Origin of the sequence: Streptomyces sp. NPDC003247, from assembly GCF_042888135.1 — a bacterium.
Taxonomy (GTDB): domain Bacteria; phylum Actinomycetota; class Actinomycetes; order Streptomycetales; family Streptomycetaceae; genus Streptomyces.
Map to the genome: position 1 here is coordinate 178122 of NZ_JBIAPF010000009.1, position 22887 is coordinate 201008.

Annotated in this window: 24 protein-coding genes and 5 tRNA genes; 8 read left to right on the plus strand and 21 right to left on the minus strand. The window is 71.2% G+C overall.

What is annotated here, in order from left to right:
* Positions 1 to 184: 184 nt before the first annotated feature.
* Both thiD and ACFYWQ_RS28960 read right to left on the minus strand, forming a co-directional pair.
* On the minus strand, positions 185 to 997 hold the full coding sequence (thiD, locus tag ACFYWQ_RS28955; RefSeq protein ID WP_389520307.1) for a bifunctional hydroxymethylpyrimidine kinase/phosphomethylpyrimidine kinase: 813 nt from the start codon (positions 995 to 997) through the stop codon (positions 185 to 187).
* Positions 994 to 1959, minus strand: a complete 966-nt coding sequence (locus ACFYWQ_RS28960) for a thiamine-phosphate kinase (RefSeq protein ID WP_389520309.1) — start codon at positions 1957 to 1959, stop codon at positions 994 to 996. Before ACFYWQ_RS28960 ends, thiD begins: the two co-directional genes overlap by 4 nt.
* A 206-nt stretch (positions 1960 to 2165) precedes the next feature.
* Here ACFYWQ_RS28960 and ACFYWQ_RS28965 point away from each other — a divergent pair, with 206 nt between their 5' ends.
* Positions 2166 to 2399, plus strand: a complete 234-nt coding sequence (locus ACFYWQ_RS28965; protein ID WP_037677600.1) for an Lrp/AsnC family transcriptional regulator — start codon at positions 2166 to 2168, stop codon at positions 2397 to 2399.
* Between the two features lie 20 nt (positions 2400 to 2419).
* The gene (locus ACFYWQ_RS28970; protein ID WP_389520311.1) at positions 2420 to 2902 is read left to right on the plus strand and encodes a DUF3515 domain-containing protein; all 483 of its coding nucleotides are present in this window, start codon (positions 2420 to 2422) and stop codon (positions 2900 to 2902) included.
* Positions 2903 to 2988: 86 nt separating this feature from the next.
* Here the strand turns inward: ACFYWQ_RS28970 and ACFYWQ_RS28975 are convergent, their stop codons facing one another.
* Genes ACFYWQ_RS28975 through ACFYWQ_RS28985 form a run of 3 tightly spaced genes read right to left on the minus strand, consistent with a single transcriptional unit; the run spans position 2989 to position 6042 of the window.
* Positions 2989 to 4146 (minus strand): D-alanine--D-alanine ligase family protein, encoded by a 1158-nt coding sequence (locus tag ACFYWQ_RS28975; RefSeq protein WP_389520313.1) that lies wholly within the window; start codon positions 4144 to 4146, stop codon positions 2989 to 2991.
* Between the two features lie 58 nt (positions 4147 to 4204).
* Complete coding sequence (locus ACFYWQ_RS28980; RefSeq protein ID WP_389520315.1) at positions 4205 to 5215, minus strand: NAD(P)H-dependent glycerol-3-phosphate dehydrogenase; 1011 nt, start codon at positions 5213 to 5215, stop codon at positions 4205 to 4207.
* Positions 5212 to 6042 carry a lysophospholipid acyltransferase family protein gene (locus ACFYWQ_RS28985; RefSeq protein ID WP_389520317.1) on the minus strand — a complete coding sequence of 277 codons (831 nt, stop codon included), beginning with the start codon at positions 6040 to 6042 and terminating at the stop codon, positions 5212 to 5214. Before ACFYWQ_RS28985 ends, ACFYWQ_RS28980 begins: the two co-directional genes overlap by 4 nt.
* Positions 6043 to 6209: 167 nt before the next feature.
* Between ACFYWQ_RS28985 and cofC the strand changes: the two genes are divergently transcribed.
* Both cofC and ACFYWQ_RS28995 read left to right on the plus strand, forming a co-directional pair.
* A complete protein-coding gene (gene cofC / locus ACFYWQ_RS28990) occupies positions 6210 to 6836 on the plus strand; it encodes a 2-phospho-L-lactate guanylyltransferase (RefSeq protein ID WP_389520319.1) in 627 nt (208 codons plus the stop codon).
* 10 nt (positions 6837 to 6846) lie between these two features.
* Positions 6847 to 7050, plus strand: coding sequence for a hypothetical protein (locus ACFYWQ_RS28995; RefSeq protein WP_389520321.1), 204 nt, complete (start codon positions 6847 to 6849; stop codon positions 7048 to 7050).
* An 80-nt stretch (positions 7051 to 7130) separates the two neighbouring features.
* Here the strand turns inward: ACFYWQ_RS28995 and ACFYWQ_RS29000 are convergent, their stop codons facing one another.
* The 5 genes from ACFYWQ_RS29000 to leuC form a co-directional block, all read right to left on the minus strand.
* Positions 7131 to 7325, minus strand: a complete 195-nt coding sequence (locus ACFYWQ_RS29000; RefSeq protein ID WP_389520323.1) for a hypothetical protein — start codon at positions 7323 to 7325, stop codon at positions 7131 to 7133.
* Between the two features lie 121 nt (positions 7326 to 7446).
* A complete protein-coding gene (locus ACFYWQ_RS29005) occupies positions 7447 to 8100 on the minus strand; it encodes an HU family DNA-binding protein (protein ID WP_389520325.1) in 654 nt (217 codons plus the stop codon).
* A gap of 137 nt (positions 8101 to 8237) precedes the next feature.
* A complete protein-coding gene (locus ACFYWQ_RS29010) occupies positions 8238 to 8468 on the minus strand; it encodes a hypothetical protein (RefSeq protein WP_385068488.1) in 231 nt (76 codons plus the stop codon).
* Positions 8469 to 8727: 259 nt separating this feature from the next.
* Complete coding sequence (gene leuD / locus ACFYWQ_RS29015; protein WP_389520327.1) at positions 8728 to 9321, minus strand: 3-isopropylmalate dehydratase small subunit; 594 nt, start codon at positions 9319 to 9321, stop codon at positions 8728 to 8730.
* Positions 9322 to 9327: 6 nt separating this feature from the next.
* A complete protein-coding gene (gene leuC / locus ACFYWQ_RS29020) occupies positions 9328 to 10758 on the minus strand; it encodes a 3-isopropylmalate dehydratase large subunit (protein ID WP_389520329.1) in 1431 nt (476 codons plus the stop codon).
* Between the two features lie 187 nt (positions 10759 to 10945).
* On the opposite strand from leuC, the gene ndgR reads away from it, so the two are divergent.
* Entirely contained in the window at positions 10946 to 11662 is a 717-nt protein-coding gene (ndgR, locus tag ACFYWQ_RS29025) for an IclR family transcriptional regulator NdgR (RefSeq protein ID WP_385068494.1), read from the plus strand.
* 96 nt (positions 11663 to 11758) lie between these two features.
* Here the strand turns inward: ndgR and ACFYWQ_RS29030 are convergent, their stop codons facing one another.
* Positions 11759 to 12289, minus strand: a complete 531-nt coding sequence (locus tag ACFYWQ_RS29030; RefSeq protein ID WP_389520330.1) for a DUF4188 domain-containing protein — start codon at positions 12287 to 12289, stop codon at positions 11759 to 11761.
* A gap of 38 nt (positions 12290 to 12327) precedes the next feature.
* Here ACFYWQ_RS29030 and ACFYWQ_RS29035 point away from each other — a divergent pair, with 38 nt between their 5' ends.
* Complete coding sequence (locus ACFYWQ_RS29035; protein ID WP_389520332.1) at positions 12328 to 12972, plus strand: MerR family transcriptional regulator; 645 nt, start codon at positions 12328 to 12330, stop codon at positions 12970 to 12972.
* Between the two features lie 82 nt (positions 12973 to 13054).
* Here the strand turns inward: ACFYWQ_RS29035 and ACFYWQ_RS29040 are convergent.
* The 10 genes from ACFYWQ_RS29040 to ACFYWQ_RS29085 form a co-directional block, all read right to left on the minus strand.
* A tRNA-Glu gene (locus ACFYWQ_RS29040) sits at positions 13055 to 13127 on the minus strand.
* A gap of 28 nt (positions 13128 to 13155) precedes the next feature.
* Positions 13156 to 13227, minus strand: a tRNA-Gln gene (locus tag ACFYWQ_RS29045).
* A 20-nt stretch (positions 13228 to 13247) separates the two neighbouring features.
* Positions 13248 to 13320 (minus strand) — tRNA-Glu (locus tag ACFYWQ_RS29050).
* Between the two features lie 29 nt (positions 13321 to 13349).
* Positions 13350 to 13422: transfer RNA gene (locus tag ACFYWQ_RS29055), tRNA-Glu, on the minus strand.
* Positions 13423 to 13461: 39 nt separating this feature from the next.
* Positions 13462 to 13533 (minus strand) — tRNA-Gln (locus ACFYWQ_RS29060).
* Positions 13534 to 13624: 91 nt separating this feature from the next.
* Positions 13625 to 14356 carry an HAD family hydrolase gene (locus tag ACFYWQ_RS29065; protein ID WP_389520334.1) on the minus strand — a complete coding sequence of 244 codons (732 nt, stop codon included), beginning with the start codon at positions 14354 to 14356 and terminating at the stop codon, positions 13625 to 13627.
* A 62-nt stretch (positions 14357 to 14418) separates the two neighbouring features.
* Positions 14419 to 15102 (minus strand): DUF4241 domain-containing protein, encoded by a 684-nt coding sequence (locus ACFYWQ_RS29070; protein ID WP_389520336.1) that lies wholly within the window; start codon positions 15100 to 15102, stop codon positions 14419 to 14421.
* 257 nt (positions 15103 to 15359) lie between these two features.
* A complete protein-coding gene (gene gltX / locus ACFYWQ_RS29075; protein ID WP_389520338.1) occupies positions 15360 to 16847 on the minus strand; it encodes a glutamate--tRNA ligase in 1488 nt (495 codons plus the stop codon).
* Positions 16840 to 17616 carry a fumarylacetoacetate hydrolase family protein gene (locus ACFYWQ_RS29080; protein ID WP_389520339.1) on the minus strand — a complete coding sequence of 259 codons (777 nt, stop codon included), beginning with the start codon at positions 17614 to 17616 and terminating at the stop codon, positions 16840 to 16842. The genes gltX and ACFYWQ_RS29080 overlap by 8 nt, the downstream gene beginning before the upstream one ends.
* A gap of 169 nt (positions 17617 to 17785) precedes the next feature.
* Positions 17786 to 17971: a hypothetical protein gene (locus ACFYWQ_RS29085; protein ID WP_389520341.1), complete on the minus strand. Its 186-nt coding sequence runs from the start codon at positions 17969 to 17971 to the stop codon at positions 17786 to 17788.
* A 602-nt stretch (positions 17972 to 18573) separates the two neighbouring features.
* Here ACFYWQ_RS29085 and ACFYWQ_RS29090 point away from each other — a divergent pair.
* Positions 18574 to 22356, plus strand: coding sequence for a nitrate- and nitrite sensing domain-containing protein (locus ACFYWQ_RS29090; protein ID WP_389520343.1), 3783 nt, complete (start codon positions 18574 to 18576; stop codon positions 22354 to 22356).
* A 9-nt stretch (positions 22357 to 22365) separates the two neighbouring features.
* Positions 22366 to 22779 (plus strand): roadblock/LC7 domain-containing protein, encoded by a 414-nt coding sequence (locus ACFYWQ_RS29095; protein ID WP_365460581.1) that lies wholly within the window; start codon positions 22366 to 22368, stop codon positions 22777 to 22779.
* The last annotated feature ends 108 nt before the right edge of the window (positions 22780 to 22887 follow it).

A 22887-nucleotide genomic window follows, 5' to 3' on the forward strand; every position in this document is an offset into this window, starting at 1 on the left:
GAGCGCGCGGCCACTGCCGGTTCGCTGCACAAAGCCGGTCCACCTCGCGTGGGCCGGCTTTCTGCTGTACCTGAAGACGTTCTGTACCTGACAACGTCGTTCGGTACCTGACGACGTTCTGTCCGGGCACACGTGCTGTCCGGAACGACGTGCTGTCCGGAACGACGTGCTCCCCCGACGGGCCTCAGGCCCCGGGCGTCTCCGCCCGCCGGGTGAGCTCCCAGCCGTGGTTCACCGGCCCGATGCCCCCGCCCAGGGCGAACCCCGCCGCGATCGCCCCGGTGACGTACCGCTTGGCCGCCGTCACCGCCTCCGGCACGGTCCGCCCCCGCGCCAGCTGCGACGCGATCGCCGACGCCAGGGTGCAGCCGGTGCCGTGGGTGTGCCGGTTGTCGTGCCGGGGGGCGCGCAGCCAGTGCTCCTCGGAGCCGTCGGTGAGCAGGTCGACGGCGTCGCCGGAGAGATGACCGCCCTTGATCAGCACCCATCGCGGCCCGTACGCCAGCACGGCGGCCGCGGCCTCGGGCAGCTCCCGCTCCGAGGCGACCCGCACGCCCGTGAGCTGCGCCACCTCGTCGAGGTTCGGGGTGGCGACGGTCGCGACCGGCAGCAGCTTGGTGCGGACGGAGTCCAGTGCCGAGGCCGCCAGCAGCGGGTCGCCGTGCTTGGAGACGCCCACCGGGTCGACGACGGCCGGCGCGTCCGTGCCGGCGAGCAACTCGGCCACCGTCTCGACGAGTTCGGCGGAGGCGAGCATCCCGGTCTTCACGGCCTGGACGCCGATGTCGTCGACGACGCTGCGGTACTGGGCCCGCACCGCCTCGGCGGGCAGCTCCCAGGCACCCTGCACTCCGAGGGAGTTCTGGGCGGTGACGGCGGTGACCACGCTCATGCCGTGCACGCCGAGCGCGAGCATGGTCTTCAGGTCCGCCTGGATGCCCGCGCCCCCACCGGAGTCGGAGCCGGCGACGGTCAGCACACGGGGAAGGACGCTCATGACTCTATGCTCCCGAAGTGGTCCCAGCCGCCCTTGCTGGTCCAGGGTGCCCCGTCGACCGTCACCTGGGGCAGCGCGGAGGGGTTGAGGACCTCGCCGATCACCTTCCAGCGGGCCGGCAGCTTCACGTCCGGCGGGAAGGTCGCCACGATCGCGTGGTCCTCTCCCCCGGTCAGCACCCACTGGATGGGGTCGACGCCGACGGCCTGGCCGATGTCGTTCATCTGCGTGGGGATGTCGATCGCGCCGGACCGGATGTCGATGCGGACCTTGCTCGCCTCGGCGATGTGCCCGAGGTCGGCGATCAGCCCGTCGCTCACGTCGCACATGGCCGTCGCGCCGAGCACGGCTGCCGCCGGGCCCGCGTGGTACGGGGGTTCGGGACGGCGGTGGGCCTCGACGAAGGCGCGCGGCGAGCGGAACCCGCGGGAGAGGACCGCGTACCCGGCGGCGGACCAGCCCAGCCAGCCGGTGACCGCCACCAGGTCGCCGGGCTGGGCGCCGGCCCGGGTGATCGGCTCCTGGTTGCGCAGGTCGCCGAGCGCGGTGATCGACACCATGATCGTGTCGCCGCGGACGACGTCACCGCCGACGACCGCGGCCCCGGCGACCTGGCACTCGTCCCGCAGTCCGTCCATCAGCTCGGTCGGCCAGGTCACCGGCAGTTCGGCGGGCACGACGAGGCCGAGCAGCACGGCGGTCGGCACGGCGCCCATCGCGGCGATGTCGGCGAGGTTCTGCGCGGCGGCCTTGCGGCCGACGTCGTAGGCGGTGGACCAGTCGCGGCGGAAGTGCCGGCCCTCCACCAGGATGTCGGTAGTGGCCACGACCCGTCGGTCGGGTGCGGCGACCACGGCGGCGTCGTCGCCGGGGCCGACCCGGACCGCCGGGGTGGTGGTGAGACGGGAGGTGAGCTCCCTGATGAGCCCGAACTCCCCGAGCTCACCGACCGTGCCCTTCATCGTCCTGGCTCCCCTTCTGTCCCTGTCCGTGCCCGGTCGCGCGCCACCAGTGTCCTCGATACGGTCGAGAAGGCCGTCAACCTCTGTCCTGCCCGCACCCCGGCGCGCGATCCGTGGGCCCCGCAGGTCTCCCCGCGGTGAGCGGCGACGCGATACCGTGGCGTTCCTTTTCCCCACATGATCCTCGTGGCCGCCCTGGAGGTTCCGTGGTACAGGCGTACATCCTGATCCAGACGGAGGTCGGCAAGGCGTCGACCGTCGCCGAGACGATCAGCAAGATCCCCGGGGTCGTCCAGGCCGAGGACGTGACGGGGCCCTACGACGTGATCGTGCGGGCCCAGGCCGACACGGTCGACGACCTCGGCCGCATGGTGGTCGCCAAGGTCCAGCAGGTGGACGGGATCACCCGTACCCTGACCTGCCCGGTCGTGCATCTGTAGCCCCCGTCTACCCTGGGCCGGTGAACCTTCTCCGCCACCGGCCGGTCGTTGCGCCGTCGCTCGCCCTCCTGCTCGCTGCGGTGGGCTGCTCCTCAGCAGACGGTGACGCGTCGGCGGCGGTTCCCAGCCCCTCGGCCCCGGTCACCGAACTGTGCCGGAACCTGGACAAGGCGCTGCCGTCCGAGGTGGACGACCTCGGCCGACGGGATCCCTCACCCGCGTCCCCGCTGACCGCGGGCTGGGGGAACCCGGCGATCATACTGCGCTGCGGTGTCGAACGGCCCGCCGAGATGAGCGACGAGGAGGCCGACGGGGTCGAGGTGAACGGGGTCGGCTGGCTGCTGGAGAAGCAGGAGAACGGCTCGTTCCGCTTCACCACGACGCTGCGCAGGGCCTACGTCGAGGTCACGATCCCCGAGGACCGCACGGGCAACGGCATGGCACCGCTCGTCGACCTGGCCGCCGCCATCAAGAAGGCGATCCCCGAAGGGATCGCCGACTAGGTCCTGTCGTCACATTCCCGTCGTCGCCCGCGGGGCAGACGGGAGGCTCGGCCATGTGGGCCTGGGTCGTACCGGCGGGAGCCGGATCAGCGCAGGCCCGTCGGCCTGCGCAGGGCCGACTGCACCAGCCGGTCCACCAGCTCCGGGTAGTCGACGCCGGTCGCCTGCCACATCTGCGGGTACATGGAGATCGGCGTGAAGCCCGGCATGGTGTTGATCTCGTTGATCACGAACTCCCCGTCCTCGGTGAGGAAGAAGTCCGCCCGGACCAGACCCTCGCAGGAGGCCGCCTCGAAGGCGTCCACCGCGAGCCGGCGCACCTCGGCGGTCTCCTCGGGCGTCAGCGGCGCCGGGACGATGCCGGGGGTGGAGTCGATGTACTTGGCCTCGAAGTCGTAGTAGGCGTGCGCCTCCGGCGGCGGGATCTCGGCCGGGACGGAGGCCCGCGGCCCGTCCTCGAACTCCAGCACGCCGCACTCGATCTCGCGGCCCCGCAGCGCCGCCTCGACCAGGATCTTCGGGTCGTGACGCTGCGCCTCGGCGATCGCCTCGTCGAGACCCGACAGGTCGTCGACCTTGGTGATGCCGATGGAGGAGCCCGCGCGCGCGGGCTTCACGAAGAGCGGCCAGCCGTGTTCGCCGGCGAAGTCGATGATCTTCTTGCGGGCGGCGGACTCGTCCCGCTGCCACTCGCGCGGCCGGATCACCAGGTACGGACCCACCTTCAGCCCGAAGGAGGTGAACACCCGCTTCATGTACTCCTTGTCCTGGCCGACGGCCGAGGCGAGCACGCCCGAACCCACGTACGGGATCCCGGACAGCTCCAGCAGCCCCTGGAGCGTGCCGTCCTCGCCGTACGGGCCGTGGAGCACGGGGAAGACGACGTCGACCTCGCCGAGCGCCTTCGGTACCGATCCGGGCTCGCTGTAGACGACTTCGCGGCTCGCGGGGTCGACGGGGAGCACCACGCCGCCCTCCTGCGACTCGGCCAGGTCCTCGACGCTCGGCGTGCGGCGGTCGCTGATCGCCATGCGATCCGGCGCGTCGGCGGTGAGCGCCCAGCGGCCGTCCTGGGTGATGCCGATCGGCAGGACCTCGTACTTGGTCCGGTCGACGGCCGCGAGGACGGCGCCGGCGGTGACCACGGAGATCCCGTGTTCGGAGCTGCGCCCGCCGAACACGACGGCCACGCGCGGCTTGCGAGACGGCTGCTCAGGGCTCTGGGGGAGGTTCTCGGTGCTCATATCGCGATGAGAGTACCCGGTGGTAGGGCCCGGAGACAGCGTCGACTCAGGGGATCGCTCAGCGTCGTTCCGGCTTCGCGCTGCGCGACATCAGTTCCTTCAGCGCCACCACCGGCGGCTTGCCCTCGTGGACGATGCCGACGACCGTCTCCGTGATGGGCATGTCGACGCCGTGCCGACGGGCCAGATCCAGCACCGACTCGCAGGACTTGACGCCCTCGGCGGTCTGGCGGGTGACCGCGATGGTCTCCTGGAGGGTCATGCCCTTGCCCAGGTTGGTGCCGAAGGTGTGGTTGCGGGACAGCGGCGAGGAGCAGGTCGCCACCAGGTCGCCGAGACCGGCGAGGCCGGAGAAGGTGAGCGGGTCGGCTCCCATGGCGAGGCCGAGGCGGGTGGTCTCGGCGAGGCCGCGGGTGATCAGCGAGCCCTTGGCGTTGTCGCCGAGGCCCATGCCGTCGGCGATCCCGACGGCCAGCCCGATGACGTTCTTCACGGCGCCGCCCAGCTCGCAGCCGACCACGTCGGTGTTGGTGTAGGGGCGGAAGTAGCTGGTGTGGCAGGCGGCCTGGAGACGCCGGGCGACGGTCTCGTCGGTGCAGGCGACGACGGACGCGGCCGGCATCCGCGAGGCGATCTCCCGCGCGAGGTTGGGACCGGTGACGACGGCGACGCGGTCCCGGCCCACCTTGGCGACGTCCTCGACGACCTCGCTCATCCGCATGGTCGTGCCGAGTTCGACGCCCTTCATCAGTGAGACGAGGACGGTGTCCTGGGCGAGCAGCGGGCGCCACTCGGCGAGGTTGGTGCGCAGGGTCTGGGAGGGGACGGCGAGGACGGTGAAGTCGGCGTCGCGCGCGGCCTCGGCGGGGTCGGAGGTGGCCCGCAGGTTCTCGGGCAGCTCGACGCCCGGGAGGTAGTCGGGGTTGGTCCGGGTGGAGTTGACCGCGTCGACGAGGTCGGCGCGGCGCGCCCAGAGCGTCACCTCGCAGCCCGCGTCGGCGAGGACCATGCCGAAGGCGGTGCCCCAGGATCCGGTGCCGAAGACGGCCGCCTTGACGGGCTTGCTCACGTGCCGTTCTCCCCTTCTCGGCCGGCCGTCCGGCCTGCCTGTGTCTGTGCCTGTGCCTGTGTCTGCGCCGGTGTCTGCGTCTGTGCCGGTGTCTGTGCCTGCGTACGGCGCCGCTGCTCGATCCGCTCCCGACGGGGGTCGTAGGGCGTGGCGGGCGCCTTCTCGCCGCGGATCTCCTCCAGCAGGACGGTGATGGCGGCCATGATGACCTCCGTCGCCTCCTTCAGCAGCTCGGGAGTCATCTCCTTGTCGTAGAAGCGGTCCAGGTCCACGGGCGGGCCCGCCAGGACGTGGTGCGTCTTGCGCGGCAGGAGGTGCGGCTTCTTGGCGTAGGGCGGGAGCAGTTCGTTGGCCCCCCACTGCGCGATCGGGATCACCGGGCACTTGGTCTGCAGGGCGACGCGTGCGGCCCCCGTCTTGGCGGTCATCGGCCAGCCGTCGGGGTCACGGGTGAGGGTGCCCTCGGGGTAGAAGGCGACGCACTCGCCGCGCTCCACGGCGTCGATCGCGGCCCGGAAGGCGCTGAGCGCGTCGGTGCTCTCGCGGTAGACGGGGATCTGCCCGGTGCCCCGCATCGCGGCGCCGACGAATCCCTGACGGAAAAGCCCGCTCTTCGCCAGGAATCGCGGCACTCGTCCGGTGTTGTACTGATAGTGCGCGTAGGCGAAGGGATCGATGTGTGAATTGTGGTTCACCGCGGTGATAAATCCGCCCTCGGCCGGAATGTGCTGCATTCCTTGCCAGTCCCGCTTGATCAGAACCACCAGCGGCGGTTTGCAGAGGACCGCAGCGAAGCGGTACCAGAAGCCGATTCTGCGGCGGGGCACGCGGACACCTTCCTCTAGAACTTCCTCCGGCCCCTGGGGGCCGCACAAGTGTCGCCCCGGGCCGCCGGTCTGTCGAGAACACCGTACGCCCCGATCGAGGGACCTCCTGAAGAGCCGGGTGACAATGGCGGCGACGAGAGAGGGACGGTACAGCGGTGCTGTGGAGCATGGTCATACCCCTGAAGCCGTTGGCGCTGGCCAAGAGCAGGCTCGCGGACACCGCGGGCGACGGGCTGCGCCCGGGGCTCGCCCTCGCCTTCGCCCAGGACACGGTCGCGGCCGCCCTGGCCTGCCCGGCGGTACGGGATGTGGTGGTCGTCACGGACGACGTCCTGGCGGGTCGGGAACTCACGGCGCTGGGCGCCCGCACCGTCCCCGACGAGCCGCGCTCCGGTCTCAACGCCGCTCTGGCGCACGCCGCGGCCGTCGTACGCGGTGAGCGCCCGGACGACGCGCTCGCCGCCCTGAACGCCGATCTCCCGGCTCTGCGCCCCCAGGAATTGACCCGCGTCCTGGCGGCGGCCGCGCAATTCCCGCGCTCTTTTCTCCCCGACGCGGCCGCGATCGGCACGACGCTTCTCGCGGTGGCCCGAGGCCGTGAATTGCTCCCGGCATTCGGCACGGATTCCCGCGCCCGTCACCGCGCTTCCGGAGCCGTGGAACTCCGCCTCGACGCGGTGGATTCCGTACGCCAGGACGTGGACACCGGCGAGGACCTGCGGGCGGCGCTGGCCCTGGGCGTGGGTCCCCGGACGGCCAGGGCGGCCGCGCGCCTGCTGATCCCCGGACAGTAGGCTGCCGACCATGCAGGCCACCGCGTACACCTACGACCCCGGCACCCGCAGCGGACAGGTGCTGCTGGACGACGGCACCCCGGTGCCCTTCGACGCCCCGGCGTTCGACGCGGGCGGGCTCAGGCTGCTGCGGCCGGGGCAGCGGGTGCGGATCGAGACCGAGGGCGAGGGCGACGCCCGGCGCATCACCCTGGTGACCTTGCAGACCTTCTGAACCGGACCGACGGCAGGGACCGGCGGTGCGGGACCGACGGCCGGAACCGGCGGTGCGGGACCGGCGATCAGGACCGGCGATCAGGGACGGCGGCGGAAGCCGGCGGCTGGCCCGGTGATGGAGCTCGGCAACAGGAACCGGCCGTGCCGGCACCGGCGATCAGCGCCGGTGACCAGTGCCGTCGACAGGGCCGCCGTCAGGGCCGTCGTCAGCAGGGCCGTCGACAGCAGGACCGTCGTCAGCGCCGGTGACCAGGGCCGCCGGTGCGGGGACATCGGTGCCGGAGCCGTCGGTGAGGGCCGGTGACCGGGCCGGAGAACAGCCCCCGGACACGCCGCGGGCCGGACTCCGAGAGGGAGTCCGGCCCGGCGCGTGGGTGCCCCTGGCCTCCGGCGCCTAGCGCGCGGTGGTCTTCTTGGCGGTGGTCTTGCGGGCGGTCGACTTCTTGGCCGGGGCCTTCGTGGCCGTCGCCTTCTTCGCCGGGGCCTTCTTGGCCGTGGTCTTCTTGGCGGCGGCCGCGGTCTTCGCGGTGGAGGCCTTCTTCGCCGCGGGCGTCGCCGTCTTGGTGGCCGCCTTCTTGGCGGTCGTCTTCTTGGCGGCGGCCGTGGTCTTCTTCGCCGTCGCCGCCTTCTTCGCCGGAGCCGCCTTCTTGGCGGCAGCCGTCTTGGTGGTGGCCTTCTTCGCTGCGGCCTTCTTGACCGTCGCGGTCGCGCCGCCGGTCAGGCTGCCCTTGGGGGCCTTCTTGACGGAGACCTCGCCGCCACGCGGCAGCTTCTTCGAGCCGCTCACCAGGTCCTTGAAGCCCTGGCCTGCGCGGAAGCGCGGTACGGACGTCTTCTTGACACGAACACGCTCGCCCGTCTGGGGGTTGCGTGCGTAACGCGCCGGGCGGTCGACCTTCTCGAACGAACCGAAGCCGGTGACCGAGACCCTCTCCCCCGCGACGGTCGCGCGGACGATCGCGTCCAGGACCGCGTCGACGGCGTCGGCGGCCTGCTGTCGGCCGCCCAGCTTGTCGGCAATCGCTTCTACGAGCTGCGCCTTGTTCACGTCTTCCCCTTCGGAGACATCGCCAGAACGAAAGTGTTCAAGCTTTTTCGCACGTTAGGCAGATATATACCGCAAATCAAACACGAAACGGGCTAATCACCCTTGTGCCGCAACGAACTCGGCTGCTCCGGAGGCGATCAGCTCTCCTCTTCGGGCATTCGCCCTTCGTCGAGGTCCGCCATGAACCGCTCCAGACGCCTTGTCGCATCGGCGAGATCGTGCTTGGCCGCGGCCGTAATGACCAGCAGCTTCCGGGTCAGCGCCATCCGTACGCCCTCCGGGACTTGCAGTGCGCGCACCCGCGAGTGCGCTTCCTTGAGCTGGTTCGCGACTGCCGTATAGAGCTCGAGTTGGCCGTCGTGTTCCATGCACAGATTGTGCCATCTGGGGCGAGTTGTCGCCCCCCCAGGGGGCAACTGCCGCCTCGAGCCGCCGCCCGGGTGCCGTCGCGGGCCACGTCGCCAGAGGGCGCTTACCCGGCCAACCACCCCGTTAACGTGGGGCGTTGGGAGGAATGGTGAGGACCCGGGGGCCGAAAGGGGGCAGACACAGCCGTACCCCCGATCGGACCGATCGGGGGTACGGAGGGGGTGTCGCGGTGGCCGAAAGTCGACCTGTCCCAGGGGGTCAGACCTGGAGCGTGCGCGGCTTGAACGACGGGCGCCCGGCCTCGTAGGCGGCGATGTCGTCCTCGTTCTGGAGGGTGATGGAGATGTCGTCCAGGCCGTTCAGCAGCCGCCAGCGGGAGTTCTCGTCCAGCTCGAAGGAGGCGGTGATGCCCTCGGCCCGCACCTCACGCGCCTCAAGGTCCACAGTGACCTCAGCCGTGGGGTCCTTCTCCGTGAGCTCCCAGAGGGCGTCCACGATCTTCTGCTCGATGACCACGGTGAGCAGGCCGTTCTTCAGCGAGTTGCCACGGAAGATGTCGGCGAAGCGGGAGGAGATGACGGTCTTGAAACCGTAGTTCTGCAGCGCCCAGACGGCGTGCTCACGGGAGGAGCCGGTGCCGAAGTCGGGGCCGGCGACCAGGACGGTCGCACCCTGCCGCTCGGGGCGGTTGAGGATGAACTCCGGGTCCTTGCGCCAGGCCTCGAACAGCCCGTCCTCGAAACCGTCCCGGGTCACCTTCTTGAGCCAGTGAGCAGGGATGATCTGGTCGGTGTCGACGTTGGAACGGCGCAGCGGGACGGCCCGGCCGGTGTGCGTGGTGAATGCTTCCATGGCTGATCAGACTCCAGCGGGCGTACGGGTCTCGGCGTCGGACAGGTCGGCCGGGGAGGCCAGGTGGCCCAGGACCGCGGTGGCCGCCGCGACCTGCGGCGACACCAGGTGGGTGCGACCGCCCTTGCCCTGCCGGCCCTCGAAGTTGCGGTTGGAGGTGGACGCGGAGCGCTCACCCGGCGCGAGCTGGTCGGGGTTCATGCCCAGGCACATCGAGCAGCCCGCGTGCCGCCATTCGGCGCCGGCCTCCTTGAAGACGACGTCCAGGCCCTCGGCGACGGCCTGGAGGCCCACCCGGGCGGAGCCGGGGACGACCAGCATCCGTACGCCGTCGGCGACTTTGCGGTCCTTGACGATCTCCGCGGCGGCCCGCAGGTCCTCGATGCGCCCGTTGGTGCAGGAGCCTACGAAGACGGTGTCCACCTTGATGTCGCGCAGCGGCTGGCCGGCCTCCAACCCCATGTACTCCAGGGCCTTTTCGGCGGCGAGGCGCTCCGAAGCGTCTTCGTACGAAGCCGGGTCGGGGACGTTCGCCGAAAGCGGCGCGCCCTGGCCGGGGTTGGTGCCCCAGGTGACGAACGGCGACAGCGCGGCGGCGTCGATGACGACCTCGGCGTCGAACTCGGCGTCGTCGTCCGTCTTCAGCGTCTTCCAGTACGCGACGGCCGCGTCCCAGTCCTCGCCCTTGGGGGCGTGCGGGCGGCCCTCGAGGTAGGCGAAGGTGGTCTCGTCGGGGGCGATCATGCCCGCGCGGGCGCCGGCCTCGATCGACATGTTGCAGATGGTCATCCGGGCTTCCATCGAGAGCTTCTCGATGGCGGAGCCGCGGTACTCCAGGACGTAGCCCTGGCCGCCGCCGGTGCCGATCTTCGCGATGATCGCCAGGATCAGGTCCTTGGCGGTGACGCCGTCGGGCAGTTCGCCGTCGACGGTGATCGCCATGGTCTTGGGCCGGGTCATCGGCAGCGTCTGGGTGGCCAGCACGTGCTCGACCTGCGAGGTGCCGATACCGAAGGCCAGACCGCCGAAGGCGCCGTGCGTGGAGGTGTGCGAGTCGCCGCAGACGACGGTCATGCCGGGCTGGGTCAGACCCAGCTGCGGGCCGACGACGTGCACGACGCCCTGCTCGACGTCGCCCAGCGGGTGCAGACGCACGCCGAACTCGGCCGCGTTCTTGCGCAGCGTCTCCAGCTGGACGCGGGAGACCGGGTCCGCGATGGGCTTGTCGATGTCGAGGGTCGGGGTGTTGTGGTCCTCGGTGGCGATGGTGAGGTCGAGACGGCGCACCGTGCGGCCGCTCTTGCGCAGGCCGTCGAAGGCCTGCGGGCTGGTCACCTCGTGCAGCAGGTGCAGATCGATGAAGAGGAGGTCGGGCTCGCCCTCGGCGCGCCGGACGACATGGTCGTCCCAGACCTTCTCCGCGAGTGTCCTACCCATCGCTTTCCCTCCGGCCGGCAGACGATCACCGGCCCAACTAGAGATCTTGTGGAGGCGGCGCCCACGCCCCTGTTCACGGGCACCCTCCGCCAGGCCCGTCGGTCTTCGGGCGCTGTGCATCCAAGGGTTGCGCGTCTCACGGAAAATTGAACTTGCGTTTCACAGAGTGAGACGGGAATATCGTTTCATGGACAACAGTAGCGGCGTCGGCGTCCTGGACAAGGCAGCACTTGTCCTGAGCGCCCTGGAGTCCGGTCCGGCCACCCTCGCGGGCTTGGTCGCGGCGACCGGACTGGCACGACCCACGGCCCACCGGCTGGCCGTGGCTCTGGAACACCACCGCATGGTGGCGCGGGACATGCAGGGCCGTTTCATTCTCGGTCCTCGCCTGGCGGAACTGGCCGCGGCCGCCGGTGAGGATCGTCTCCTCGCCACCGCCGGCCCGGTGCTCACCCACCTCCGCGACATCACGGGCGAGAGCGCACAGCTCTACCGCCGCCAGGGCGACATGCGCATCTGCGTCGCCGCGGCGGAACGTCTGTCCGGCCTTCGGGACACGGTCCCGGTCGGTTCGACGCTCACCATGAAGGCCGGCTCCTCGGCTCAGATCCTCATGGCCTGGGAGGAGCCCGAGCGCCTCCACCGCGGCCTTCAGGGGGCCCGCTTCACGGCGACGGCCCTGTCGGGCGTACGGCGCCGGGGCTGGGCCCAGTCCATCGGCGAGCGCGAACCGGGCGTCGCCTCCGTCTCGGCGCCGGTACGCGGCCCGTCCAACCGCGTGGTGGCCGCCGTCTCGGTCTCCGGTCCGATCGAGCGCCTGTCGCGCCACCCGGGCCGGATGCACGCCCAGGCCGTCATCGACGCGGCCTCCCGCCTGTCGGAAGCCCTGCGCCGCACCGGCTGAGCGGCCGCCCGGTAGAACGGGACACCCCGGGACGTCACCGGGGAGAGCCGGCCTCAACGCCGCGGCAGGCTCTCCCCGGTCCCCCGGATCCCCCCGTCACCCGGTCTTCCCGCCGGCCTCCGCCGTGCGGTAGGCGTAGCGGTCCTTCGCGGTCCGGCCGCGCCGCTCCAGCGGGACCTGCCCGTGCGCGGCGGCGAGTCCGAACGCCGGCATGTCGCCGTAGATCGCTTCGTAGGACCCCTCCGGCACGACGTACGTCTCGTGCCAGATCCCCACATGGCCGCCCAGCTTCCCGTCCCGTTCCATGCGGTTGACCTTCGTCCACACCGCGTGATGGAAGGCGTCGGGCGCGCTCGCGTACGCGTACAGCTTCTCCTTGGACTCCCAGTACTGGACGACGTAGTACGTCCGCGGGGAGGCCGTGAGCAGTACCCGGGAGAGCAGCCCGCGGCCGGGCTCCTTCTTCAGCTCGGCCAGCATGCGGAACATGGCCAGCAGGACCGGCAGCCACTGGTGTACGGCCCGGAAGTGGTTGATCCGCATGCCGATCAGCAGGACGACCACCTCTCCGCGGGCGTCCGCGGTGGTCCGGCGTGCGGTCGAGGTCCGTTTCCCGTTCCCGTCCATGCTTGGATAGTGCCGCTGACCAACAAGGAGCACAAGAGATGCGGCTGGCCGAATTGAGCGAGCGCAGTGGCGTGGCCACCGCGACGATCAAGTACTACCTGCGCGAGGGCCTGTTGCCGCCCGGCCGCCAGATCAACACGACGACCGCCGAGTACGACGAGGAGCACCTGCGCCGGCTGCGGCTGGTGCGCGCGATGATCCAGGTGGGCAGGGTCCCGGTGGCCACGGTCCGGGAGGTCCTCGGCCACGTCGACGACGACTCCCTGGGCCGTACGGTCCGTCTGGGCGCGGCCCTGTGGGCGCTCCCGCAGGTGCCGGAGCCGGACACCGAGGACGAGCACGTACGGTCCGCGCAGCGGGAGGCGGACGCGTTGCTGCACACGCTCGGCTGGGCGAACGCCCGGCTGCTGACGAGCCTCTCGCCCGCCTACCGCTCGCTCGTGGTGTCGGTGGCCGCGCTGCGCCGGCTGGGCTACGACTGGGACGCCGAACTCCTCGTGTCCTACGCCCGGTTGATGCACCGGGCGGCGGTGCTCGACCTGGACTTCGTGGAGACGCGGGAGTCGGAGGCGGAGCGGGTCGAGACGGCGGTGCTGGGGGCGATCCTCGTCGAGCCGATGTTGCAGGCGCTGCACCGGCTGGCACAGGAGGAGGAGTCGGCACGGCGGTACGGCTTCGAGTGAGGCACGGCGGTACGGCTTCGAGTGAGCGTGTGCCGGGACACGGCGAAGGCCCCCCGCCGAAGCGAGGGGCCTTGCGATGGTGTACCCCCGACCGGATTCGAACCGGCGCTACCGCCTTGAGAGGGCGGCGTGCTAGGCCGCTACACAACGGGGGCGTGGACACTGCGTTTCCGCAGGTCCGAGCTGGTCTACCTGGACTCGAACCAAGACTAACTGAACCAGAATCAGTCGTGCTGCCAATTACACCATAGACCAATGTGGTTTAGACCAGTCAGTACCCCCGACCGGATTCGAACCGGCGCTACCGCCTTGAGAGGGCGGCGTGCTAGGCCGCTACACAACGGGGGCCCTAGCGATTCCGAGGTGGTCGGAACCAGTACCCCCGACCGGATTCGAACCGGCGCTACTGCCTTGAGAGGGCAGCGTGCTAGGCCGCTACACAACGGGGGCTTGCGGATGTGATCCGCGGGCGCAGATGAGCTCTGCGAGCTGGCCTACCTGGACTCGAACCAAGACTAACTGAACCAGAATCAGTCGTGCTGCCAATTACACCATAGGCCACTGGAACGCAAGCCCCGGAGGGGATTTTGTTCTAGCTTGCGCCTCCGGGTTCCGGCCTTTCGGCCCGCTCCCCGGCGGCGCAGAAAGAACATTACCCGAAGGTGGACCGGGCTCCAAAACGGGTATCGGCGCCGAGGATCGCGGGCAGTTCGGCGAGGGTGGCGATCCGGTGCCGTCCGGACGGGAGCTCCACGGTTGCCGTACCGCCGAAGCGGTCGATCCACACCGAGAGCAGTCCGGCGTCCGCGGCGCCCTGGCCGTCGATCTCCGGGTGGTCGCCGACGTAGGCCACCTCGTGCGGGGGGAGGGACAGTGCCTCGCAGGCCGCGAGGAAGGCGGCCGGCTCGGGCTTGGACACGCCCAGCTCGGCGGCGCACAGGATCGCCTCGAAGCGGTCGTGGACGCCGAGGACGCGCAGCTTGCGGTCCTGGACGTGGATGCTGGAGTTGGAGAGCACCGCGTGCCGGTGGCTGGCGGCGAGGGCGTCGAGGACGGGCAGGACGTCCGGGAAGAGGGCCCAGGCGGCCTCGTAGTGGCCGACGTAGCGCCGGAACCAGTCGTCGGCCTCGTCGTCGGTCATCTCCCGTCCCAGGAAGACCCGCACCCGGTCGCGGCGCTGGTCCTCGAAGGTGGCCTCGCCGGCCGCGTAGCGCGCCCACTGCCGGTCGGTGATCTCCCGCCACAGGTCCAGGGCCTGTTCCGGGGTGCCGTACCCGTCCAGCAGCCCCTCCGCCGTGAGATGGCCGCGCATGCCCTCCCGGTCCGCGGTCGTGTAGTCGAAAAGGGTGTCGTCCACGTCCCAGACCACGGCGCGAATGTTCATGCTCCGACGGTAACGCGGAGTACGGCGGTCTGTCCGCCGATCGCCGCCGGTCCGCCGTCGGCTCAGGCGGGGCCGCTCGTGCCCTCGTCCGGGCCGGGGGCCACGAAGAAGTCGGTGACGAAGCAGGTGACCTCGCCCTCGGCGGAGCGGCCCGTCCAGGTCGGGTACGCGCCGTCGCCCCAGCCGGAGGTGAAGGCCGCCAGGGTGTGGCCGGTGGCGGGGGACCGCACCAGATGGGGCCCCTCCGACCAGTCGCTGTTCTCGAAGGCGTCCCACAGCGGGCCCTCGTCCTCGTCGGCCTCGGGGAAGCCCTCCTCCGCCGCGGCGTCGTAGAAGCAGCCGGTGCCGGCGTCCACGCCGTAGCCGAAGAACTCGTCGTCGCCGAGTTCGGCGGGGTCCTGGCCGGGGAGCAGGGCCAACTCCCAGGTCACGGCGGGTTCGTCGCGGATGACGAGGCGGGCCGCGGCCACCCGCCGGTGGGGACGGGCGGCCGGCGGCTCGTCGGGCCGGGCGAGCGTCGCCACGGCCGCCTCGACGCGGTAGCGGCCGGGGGCCACCGTGACCGTGAACGGCTCGATGTCCCCGGTGCCGAGGTACACGAAGGGGTCGCAGGCGACGACCCGGCCGGTGGGCAGGTCCAGTGCGCCGCCGTCGGTCACCTGGATCACTCCGGTGGTCCCGGACTCGTAGCGGAACGTGCTGCCCGGTGTGAACAGCCAGGTGTAGTCACGGGGGGACATCGGCATCGCGGGGCCTTTCGGGGCGGGCTGGGCCGGGCCGCCCACGTGCCGGAGCCCGCGCGCACGCGCCGGGACCTCCCCCGGTACGACGGCGGTGTGGCAAGTCCCCGGAACACTAGCCGTCGGCACTGACATCGATCTCCGCCCCTCGGACGTCGATGCCCAAAGCTCCCGCCCCTGCCCCCGGCACCCTCGCCGGGGGGCATGCGACGAGGGCGGCAGCTTCCGCAGCTGCCGCCCTCGTCGTGTGCGTCAGGCGGTGCCTACGCCGCCGCCAGCTTCGCCAGTGCCGCGTCGATGCGGGCCAGCGTCTTCTCCTCGCCCAGGATCTCCAGGGACTCGAAGAGGGGCAGGCCGACCGTGCGGCCGGTGACCGCCACCCGGACCGGGGCCTGGGCCTTGCCGAGCTTGAGGCCGTGGGCCTCGCCGGCGGCCAGGACGGCCTCCTTGAGGGACTCGGCCGAGGTCCAGTCCGCGGCCCGGAGCTTCTCCCGGGCCGTGGTGAGCAGCGCGTCGCTGCCCTCCTTCATCGCCTTCGTCCAGCTCGGCTCGTCGAAGACCGGCTCGGGCAGGAAGAGGAAGTCGACGTTGTCGGTGATCTCCGACAGGACCTTCAGGCGGGTCTGCGCGTGCGGGGCGATCGCCTGCCAGCGGGCCTCGTCGAAGTCCTCCGGCGCCCAGGGGGCGAAGGGGGCCCTCAGCCACGGGCGGCAGCGCTCCGTGAAGTCCTTCACGTCGAGCAGGCGGATGTGGTCGGCGTTGATGGCCTCGCACTTCTTCAGGTCGAAGCGCGCCGGGTTGGGGTTGACGTCCTTGAGGTCGAACGCCGCGACCAGCTCGGCGGTGGTGAAGATGTCCTGGTCGGCGGAGAGCGACCAGCCCAGGAGGGAGAGGTAGTTGAGCAGGCCCTCGGGGAGGAAGCCCCGCTCCCGGTAGAGGTTGAGGGACGCCTGGGGGTCGCGCTTGGAGAGCTTCTTGTTGCCCTCGCCCATCACGTACGGCAGATGGCCGAAGGCGGGGATCTCCTTGGCGACGCCCAGCTCGATCAGCGCCTTGTACAGGGCGATCTGGCGGGGGGTGGAGGAGAGCAGGTCCTCGCCGCGCAGGATGTGGGTGATCTCCATCAGGGCGTCGTCGACCGGGTTGACCAGCGTGTACAGCGGGGCGCCGTTGGCGCGGACGATGCCGTAGTCCGGGACGTTCTCCGGGGTGAAGGTGAGCTCGCCGCGGACCAGGTCCGTGAAGGTGATCGTCTCGTCGGGCATGCGGAACCGGACGATCGGGTTGCGGCCCTGGGCCCGGTACTCCTCGACCTGCGCCTCGGTCAGGTCGCGGCAGTGGCCGTCGTAGCCGGAGGGCTTCCCGGCGGCGCGGGCGGCCTCGCGGCGGGCGTCCAGCTCCTCCTGGGAGCAGTAGCAGTGGTAGGCGTGGCCGGCGTCCAGCAGCTTGCGCGCGACGTCCTGGTAGAGGTCCATGCGCTGCGACTGGCGGTACGGCGCGTGCGGGCCGCCGATCTCGGGGCCCTCGTCCCAGTCGAAGCCCAGCCAGCGCATCGAGTCCAGGAGCTGCTCGTAGGACTCCTCGGAGTCGCGGGCGGCGTCGGTGTCCTCGATGCGGAAGACCAGGGTGCCCTGGTGGTGCCGGGCGAACGCCCAGTTGAACAGGGCGGTGCGGACCAGGCCCACATGGGGGTTACCGGTGGGCGAGGGACAGAAACGGACGCGTACGGGAGAGCCGGGTGCGCTAGCCACGCTTGACAACCTTGTTGGTGAGAGTGCCGATGCCTTCGATGCTGACGGCGACCTCGTCGCCGACAGCCAGGGGGCCGACCCCTGCCGGGGTGCCCGTGAGGATCACGTCGCCGGGGAGCAGCGTCATGGCCTCGGTGATGTTGACGATCAGGTCCTCGATCGAGTGGATCATCTCGCTGGTGCGGCCGAGCTGCCGCTGCTGCCCGTTGACCGTCAGCTGGATGGTGAGGTCGCTCGGGTCGAGGTCGGTCTCCACCCACGGGCCGAGCGGGCAGGAGGAGTCGAAGCCCTTGGCCCTGGCCCACTGCTTCTCGCGCTTCTGGACGTCCCGCGCGGTGATGTCGTTGGCGCAGGTGTAGCCGAGGATCACGTCCTTGACGCGCTCGCGCGGGACCTCGCGGCACATGCGGCCGATGACCACGGCGAGCTCGGCCTCGTGGTGGAGGTCCTGGGAGAAGGACGGGTACTGGATGTCGTCGCCCGGGCCGATCACGGAGGTCGACGGCTTGAAGAAGGCGAACGGGGCGTCGGGCACCTCGTTGCCGAGTTCGCGCGCGTGCTCGGCGTAGTTGCGGCCGAAGGCCACGACCTTGTTGGGGAGCACGGGTGGGAGCAGCCGGACCTTGCTCAGCGGCACCTTGGTGCCGGAGAGCTCGTGTTCCGCGAACGGGATGCCCTTGATGATGTCGAGGACGAGCTCGTCCGGCTTGTCGCCCTCGACCGCGCCGAAGGCGACGTTCCCGTCGATGGAGAACCTGGCGATGCGCACGGGTTGGTTGGCCCCTTGCTGAGCTGGCTGGAGTCTGACGCTCCAGGCTAACGCGGAAGGGCGCCCCCGGCCGGGGACGCCCTTGACATCCGTGGCCGGCCGCCCCCTGGTGCGGCGGCCGGAACGTGTGACTACTGCGTCGGGGAGGTGACGGGCACCTCCCTTGCGACTACTGCGCCGCGGAGGTGACGGGCACCTCCATGAGGATGGTGCGCCGGGGGTTGGCGGTCTGGGCGGGGAGGTCGACGGCGTGCTCCGGCTGCTCCGGAAGCTGCAGTGCGTCGGCGCCCTCGAGGTGCGCCAGCGTCGTGCGCCGCGGGTTGGCGATCTTGTGGAACATCGTCGTCGTCTTCACTGTTGTACTGAGCCCTGTCCTGTCCGGGCGCCCGGCGGGCCGTGGCCGGCCCGCCGCTTCAGGCGCGGCTTGTCGGTTTTGCCATTTCTGTAAAGCGTCAGGCTAAACACGTGATTCCCGGTGAATCCGTGAAGGTCTCATGATGCGAGTGTGAGTTTGCTCACTGATCCATGGGCAAACCGGTCATACCGACCCGTCAACCGACCACTAGGAAACGGACATTGCACCCCTGAAGCGCGCATTCCGCTCCTGATCATGGCGACTAGGACACCGCTCGAACCCACCCGGTTGGCCCACCCATGTCCGGTTTCTTCATGATCACTTTCTACGACCGGTGACCCACCCCTCACGTGCTGTCACGGATGTCACAGCCCGGCCAACACACCTTGTTGGAGATCCTGCACTGTGCTGGAATTCCACGGAACCGCCGCGGGATCGAGCCGGCGCGCAGGGGGCGCACAGCAGCGCCGAGTGGCGGCGAGAAGGGGGAGCCAGCGCCGGTCACTCACGACTCGGAGGGCGTACTCAGAACGCCCTTCCGGACGCCGACACCGTCCTTCCGTTCATCCGGAGGGACGCCTGGTCCAGAGGTTGCGACGCTAGTGCAGGGACGTTTCAAGAGGGATGGCAGTGCTTCGGCCGAGCCGGAGCCGCATGGCGGGACTGCCCCCAGCAATGGCAGCTCCTCGCCCCAGCACGCCCAGAACCCGGGCCCGGCGCCGTCCGGCGAGGGCGGTGAGCGCCCCGGGCGCCCCGCCGCGTCCGCGTCGCCGAGCGCCCTGCCGCCGACTCCCCCCGTCAAGCCGGCGCCCGACCCGGCCGGTTCCGCCGGTCACGGTTCGCGGGTGGCCCTGCGCAACTGGCGCATCTCCACGCGTCTGGTCGCGCTGCTGACACTGCCCGTGGTCGCGGCGACCACCCTGGGCACGATGCGCATCAGCCAGTCCCTGGACGACATCCAGCAGCTCGACAACATGCAGCTGCTGACCGAGATGACCAACCAGGCGACCGACCTGGCCTCCGCGCTCCAGGAGGAGCGCGACAAGTCCGCCGGTCCGCTGGCGCACGGCGCGAAGCCCTCCACCGCCACGGTGAAGGGGGCCCGCGCCAAGACGGACCAGACGCTGGCCGCGTTCAGCGACGCCTCGGAGGAGATCGACGCCTCCAGCAAGGACGGCAACCTCCAGGGCGTCCGCGACAGCCTCGTCGGTCTCCTCAGCGACCTCGGCAACCTCGCCAAGATCCGCAAGTCGGCCTACGCGGAGGAGAACAACTCCACCCAGACGGTGGAGGCCTACCACCGCCTCATCACCAGCCTGCTCGACCTCTCGCAGGACATGGCCCAGGCCACCAGCAACCCGGAGATGATCCAGCGCACCCGCGCGCTGGCCGCCTTCTCCTCGGCCAAGGAGTACGCCTCCGTCCAGCGCGCCACCCTCGCGGCCGCGCTGCCGGTCAGCAACGACGTCTACGGCAAGCTCTCCGAGAACGACCGTCAGTACGCCGAGGCGGCCCTGGAGAACCAGGACTCCGAGCTCGCCAGTTTCCGCAGCATCTACGGGGACGACGGCGCCGAGGAGCTGCTCCAGCCCATCGAGCAGGGCAGCCCGACCATCGAGGACGCCGACACCTACGCCACCCGTGCGCTGAGCTCCTCCACCGGTCTGGAGTCGCTGGACAAGCGGTCGTACCAGGACTGGTTCGACGCCAGCTCGACCAAGATCAAGCAGATGTCCAACATCGAGACCACGCTGCTCGAGGACATGGAGCAGAAGGCGCGTGAGCTGCGCACCGAGTCGGAGAGCGAGGCACTCATCACGAGTGCGCTCATCCTGCTCGTGCTCGGTGTGTCGCTGGTCGGCGCGTTCGTCGTCGCCCGGTCCATGATCCGCTCGCTGCGCCGCCTCCAGGAGACCGCCACCAAGGTCGCCCAGGACCGTCTGCCCGAGCTGGTCAAGCAGCTGTCCGAGTCCGACCCGCAGGACGTCGACACGTCCGTGGAGTCGGTCGGTGTGCACTCCCGCGACGAGATCGGCCAGGTGGCCGCGGCCTTCGACGACGTGCACCGCGAGGCGGTCCGCCTCGCCGCCGAGCAGGCCCTGCTGCGGGGCAACGTCAACGCGATGTTCACCAACCTCTCGCGCCGCTCCCAGGGTCTGATCCAGCGCCAGCTGTCGCTCATCTCCGAGCTGGAGTCCCGCGAGGCCGACCCCGACCAGCTGTCCTCGCTGTTCAAGCTCGACCACCTCGCGACGCGTATGCGCCGTAACGGTGAGAACCTCCTCGTCCTCGCGGGTGAGGAGCCCGGCCGCCGCTGGACCCGTCCGGTCCCGCTGGTCGACGTGCTCCGCGCCGCCGCCTCCGAGGTGGAGCAGTACGAGCGCATCGAGCTGGCCTCCGTGCCGACCACCGAGGTGGCCGGCCGGGTCGTCAACGACCTCGTGCACCTGCTCGCCGAGCTGCTGGAGAACGCCACGTCGTTCTCCTCCCCGCAGACCAAGGTCAAGGTCACCGGTCACGCGCTGCCCGACGGCCGCGTCCTGATCGAGATCCACGACACCGGCATCGGCCTCTCCCCCGAGGACCTCGCCGCGATCAACGAGCGGCTCGCCGCGCCGCCCACCGTCGACGTCTCCGTCTCCCGCCGCATGGGCCTCTTCGTGGTCGGCCGGCTGTCCCAGCGGCACGGCATCCGCATCCAGCTGCGCCCGTCCGACTCCGGTGGTACGACCGCGCTGGTCATGCTGCCGGTGGACGTCGCCCAGGGCGGCAAGAAGCCGCAGCCCAAGCCCGGTCAGGGCGGCGCGTCCGGCGGCCCCGCGGCCGCGCAGGCCGCCGCCGGTGCCGCCGCGGCCCGTCGCCAGAACGGCCAGCAGGGCGGTGCCCTCGGTGCCGGTGCGCCCGGGGGCGGTGCCCTCGGCGCCGGTCCCGGCGGAGGCGGTGCCGGCCGGCTGGCCGCCGGTCAGGGCCCCCGGGCCGCGCTGCCCGGACGGGACGGCACGGGCCGTCCCGGCGCGCCGCGCGGACCGCAGGCTCCGGGCTCCCCGCAGCAGGGCCGCCCGGCTCCGGCCGGCGCCGGCTTCGGCGGGCAGGCTCCGGGTGCGCCGCAGGGGTTCCAGGCGGCAGGCCAGGGTGCGCCCGGCCAGGGCCAGGACCTGTTCGGCGGCGGGCGCCCGGCGCCGCAGCGCCAGAACGACGCCGAGCAGGGCGGCGGTCGCGGGCGCCGGCCGCAGCTGCCGCCGCGCGGCGGAGCCCGTGCCGAACTGCCCGGCGCGGCCCCGCAGCAGCGCGCCGCGAGCTGGGGCGACGACAACGCCCAGCCGCACACCCCGCTGGACGCCCCGCGCGGCCACGAGGAGCCGGACGTCACCCAGACGTCCCCGATGCCGCGCATCGACGACCGCCAGGGCCCCGGCTCCACCGCGGAGATACCCCGCGTCGAGGAGCACCAGGCCCCGGGCGGCCCCGCCGACTTCACGCGTCCCGGCCTCAACGGCGTCCAGGGCACCGGGCAGTTCCCGGTCGTCACCGGCGGCCAGGACACGGGCCAGTTCCCCGCGCCCGGCGTCAACGGGCAGCAGCAGGACGGCTTCGTCCGCTCCGACGTCTTCGGCACCCCGGGCGGCCAGAACACCCCCGCGAACACGGGCGGCTTCGCCGCTCCGCAGGCGTACGACAACGGTTCCACCGGTCAGTTCGCCGCGCCCGGCTACGAGAGCTCCTCCACCGGGCAGCACGCGCTGCCCGGCCGGCAGGACCCGCAGACCACGGGCCAGTTCCCTCGTCCGCAGCCGGGCGACGGCTACGGCTCCCCGCAGCAGCCGGCCCCGCCCCGCCCCGCCGCGCACCGCCCCGAGCAGGACAACGGCGGCTTCGCACAGCGGCCCGACCAGGGCCGTGGAGCGGGCGACGGGTGGGCGCTGCCGCCGGCCCCGGGCCCGGGCGACGGCCGTACCCCGCTGTACGACAACCTGGAGACCAACTGGTTCCACGGTGGAGGACAGCAGGGCGCCGCGCACGGCAACGGCTCGGCTCCGGCACCTCAGCAACAGCAGCCGCAGACTCCGGCTGCTCCCCAGCGTTCCGCGGGCGGTGCCTGGCGCACCTCGCCGAACGACGAGCTCGTCCGACAGGCCGAGCGCGTCCGGCAGCCGGCCGCGGGCGGCGTCACCACTTCCGGTCTGCCGCGCCGGGTACCGCGGGCGAACCTCGTCCCGGGCACGGCACAGCAGCAACAGCACCAAAGCGGTCCGCAGGTCTCGCGCGCGCCTGACGACGTGCGCGGACGGCTGACCAATCTCCGTCGGGGCATCGCGCAGGGTCGCCAGGCCGGCAACGGTCAGACCGGCAGTTTCCCGAGCCCCACTCACCAGCAGGAGCGTTAGTTGAGCCAGATGAGCCAGGCGGCACAGAACCTGAACTGGTTGATCACCAACTTCGTGGACAACACCCCCGGGGTGTCCCACACCGTCGTCGTGTCCGCCGACGGGCTCCTGCTCGCGATGTCCGAGGGCTTCCCGCGCGACCGTGCCGACCAGTTGGCGGCCGTCGCGTCGGGGCTCACCTCGCTGACGGCAGGCGCCTCCCGGATCTTCGAGGGCGGCCAGGTGGCCCAGACCGTCGTCGAGATGGAGCGGGGTTTCCTCTTCCTCATGTCCGTCTCGGACGGTTCGTCCCTGGCCGTGCTGGCGCACCCCGAGTGCGACATCGGCCTGGTCGGTTACGAGATGGCGCTGCTGGTCGACCGGGCGGGAGCGGTGCTCACGCCCGACCTGCGCGCCGAACTGCAAGGCAGTCTGCTCCACTGATCGTCCCCGGTACCACCCCCCTCACGAAATCACCGTCCGGCCGACACAATCCCCCCACCGGCCGACGGACGGCACGACTGACCGAGACATGCTGTCCCGCCCGGAGGA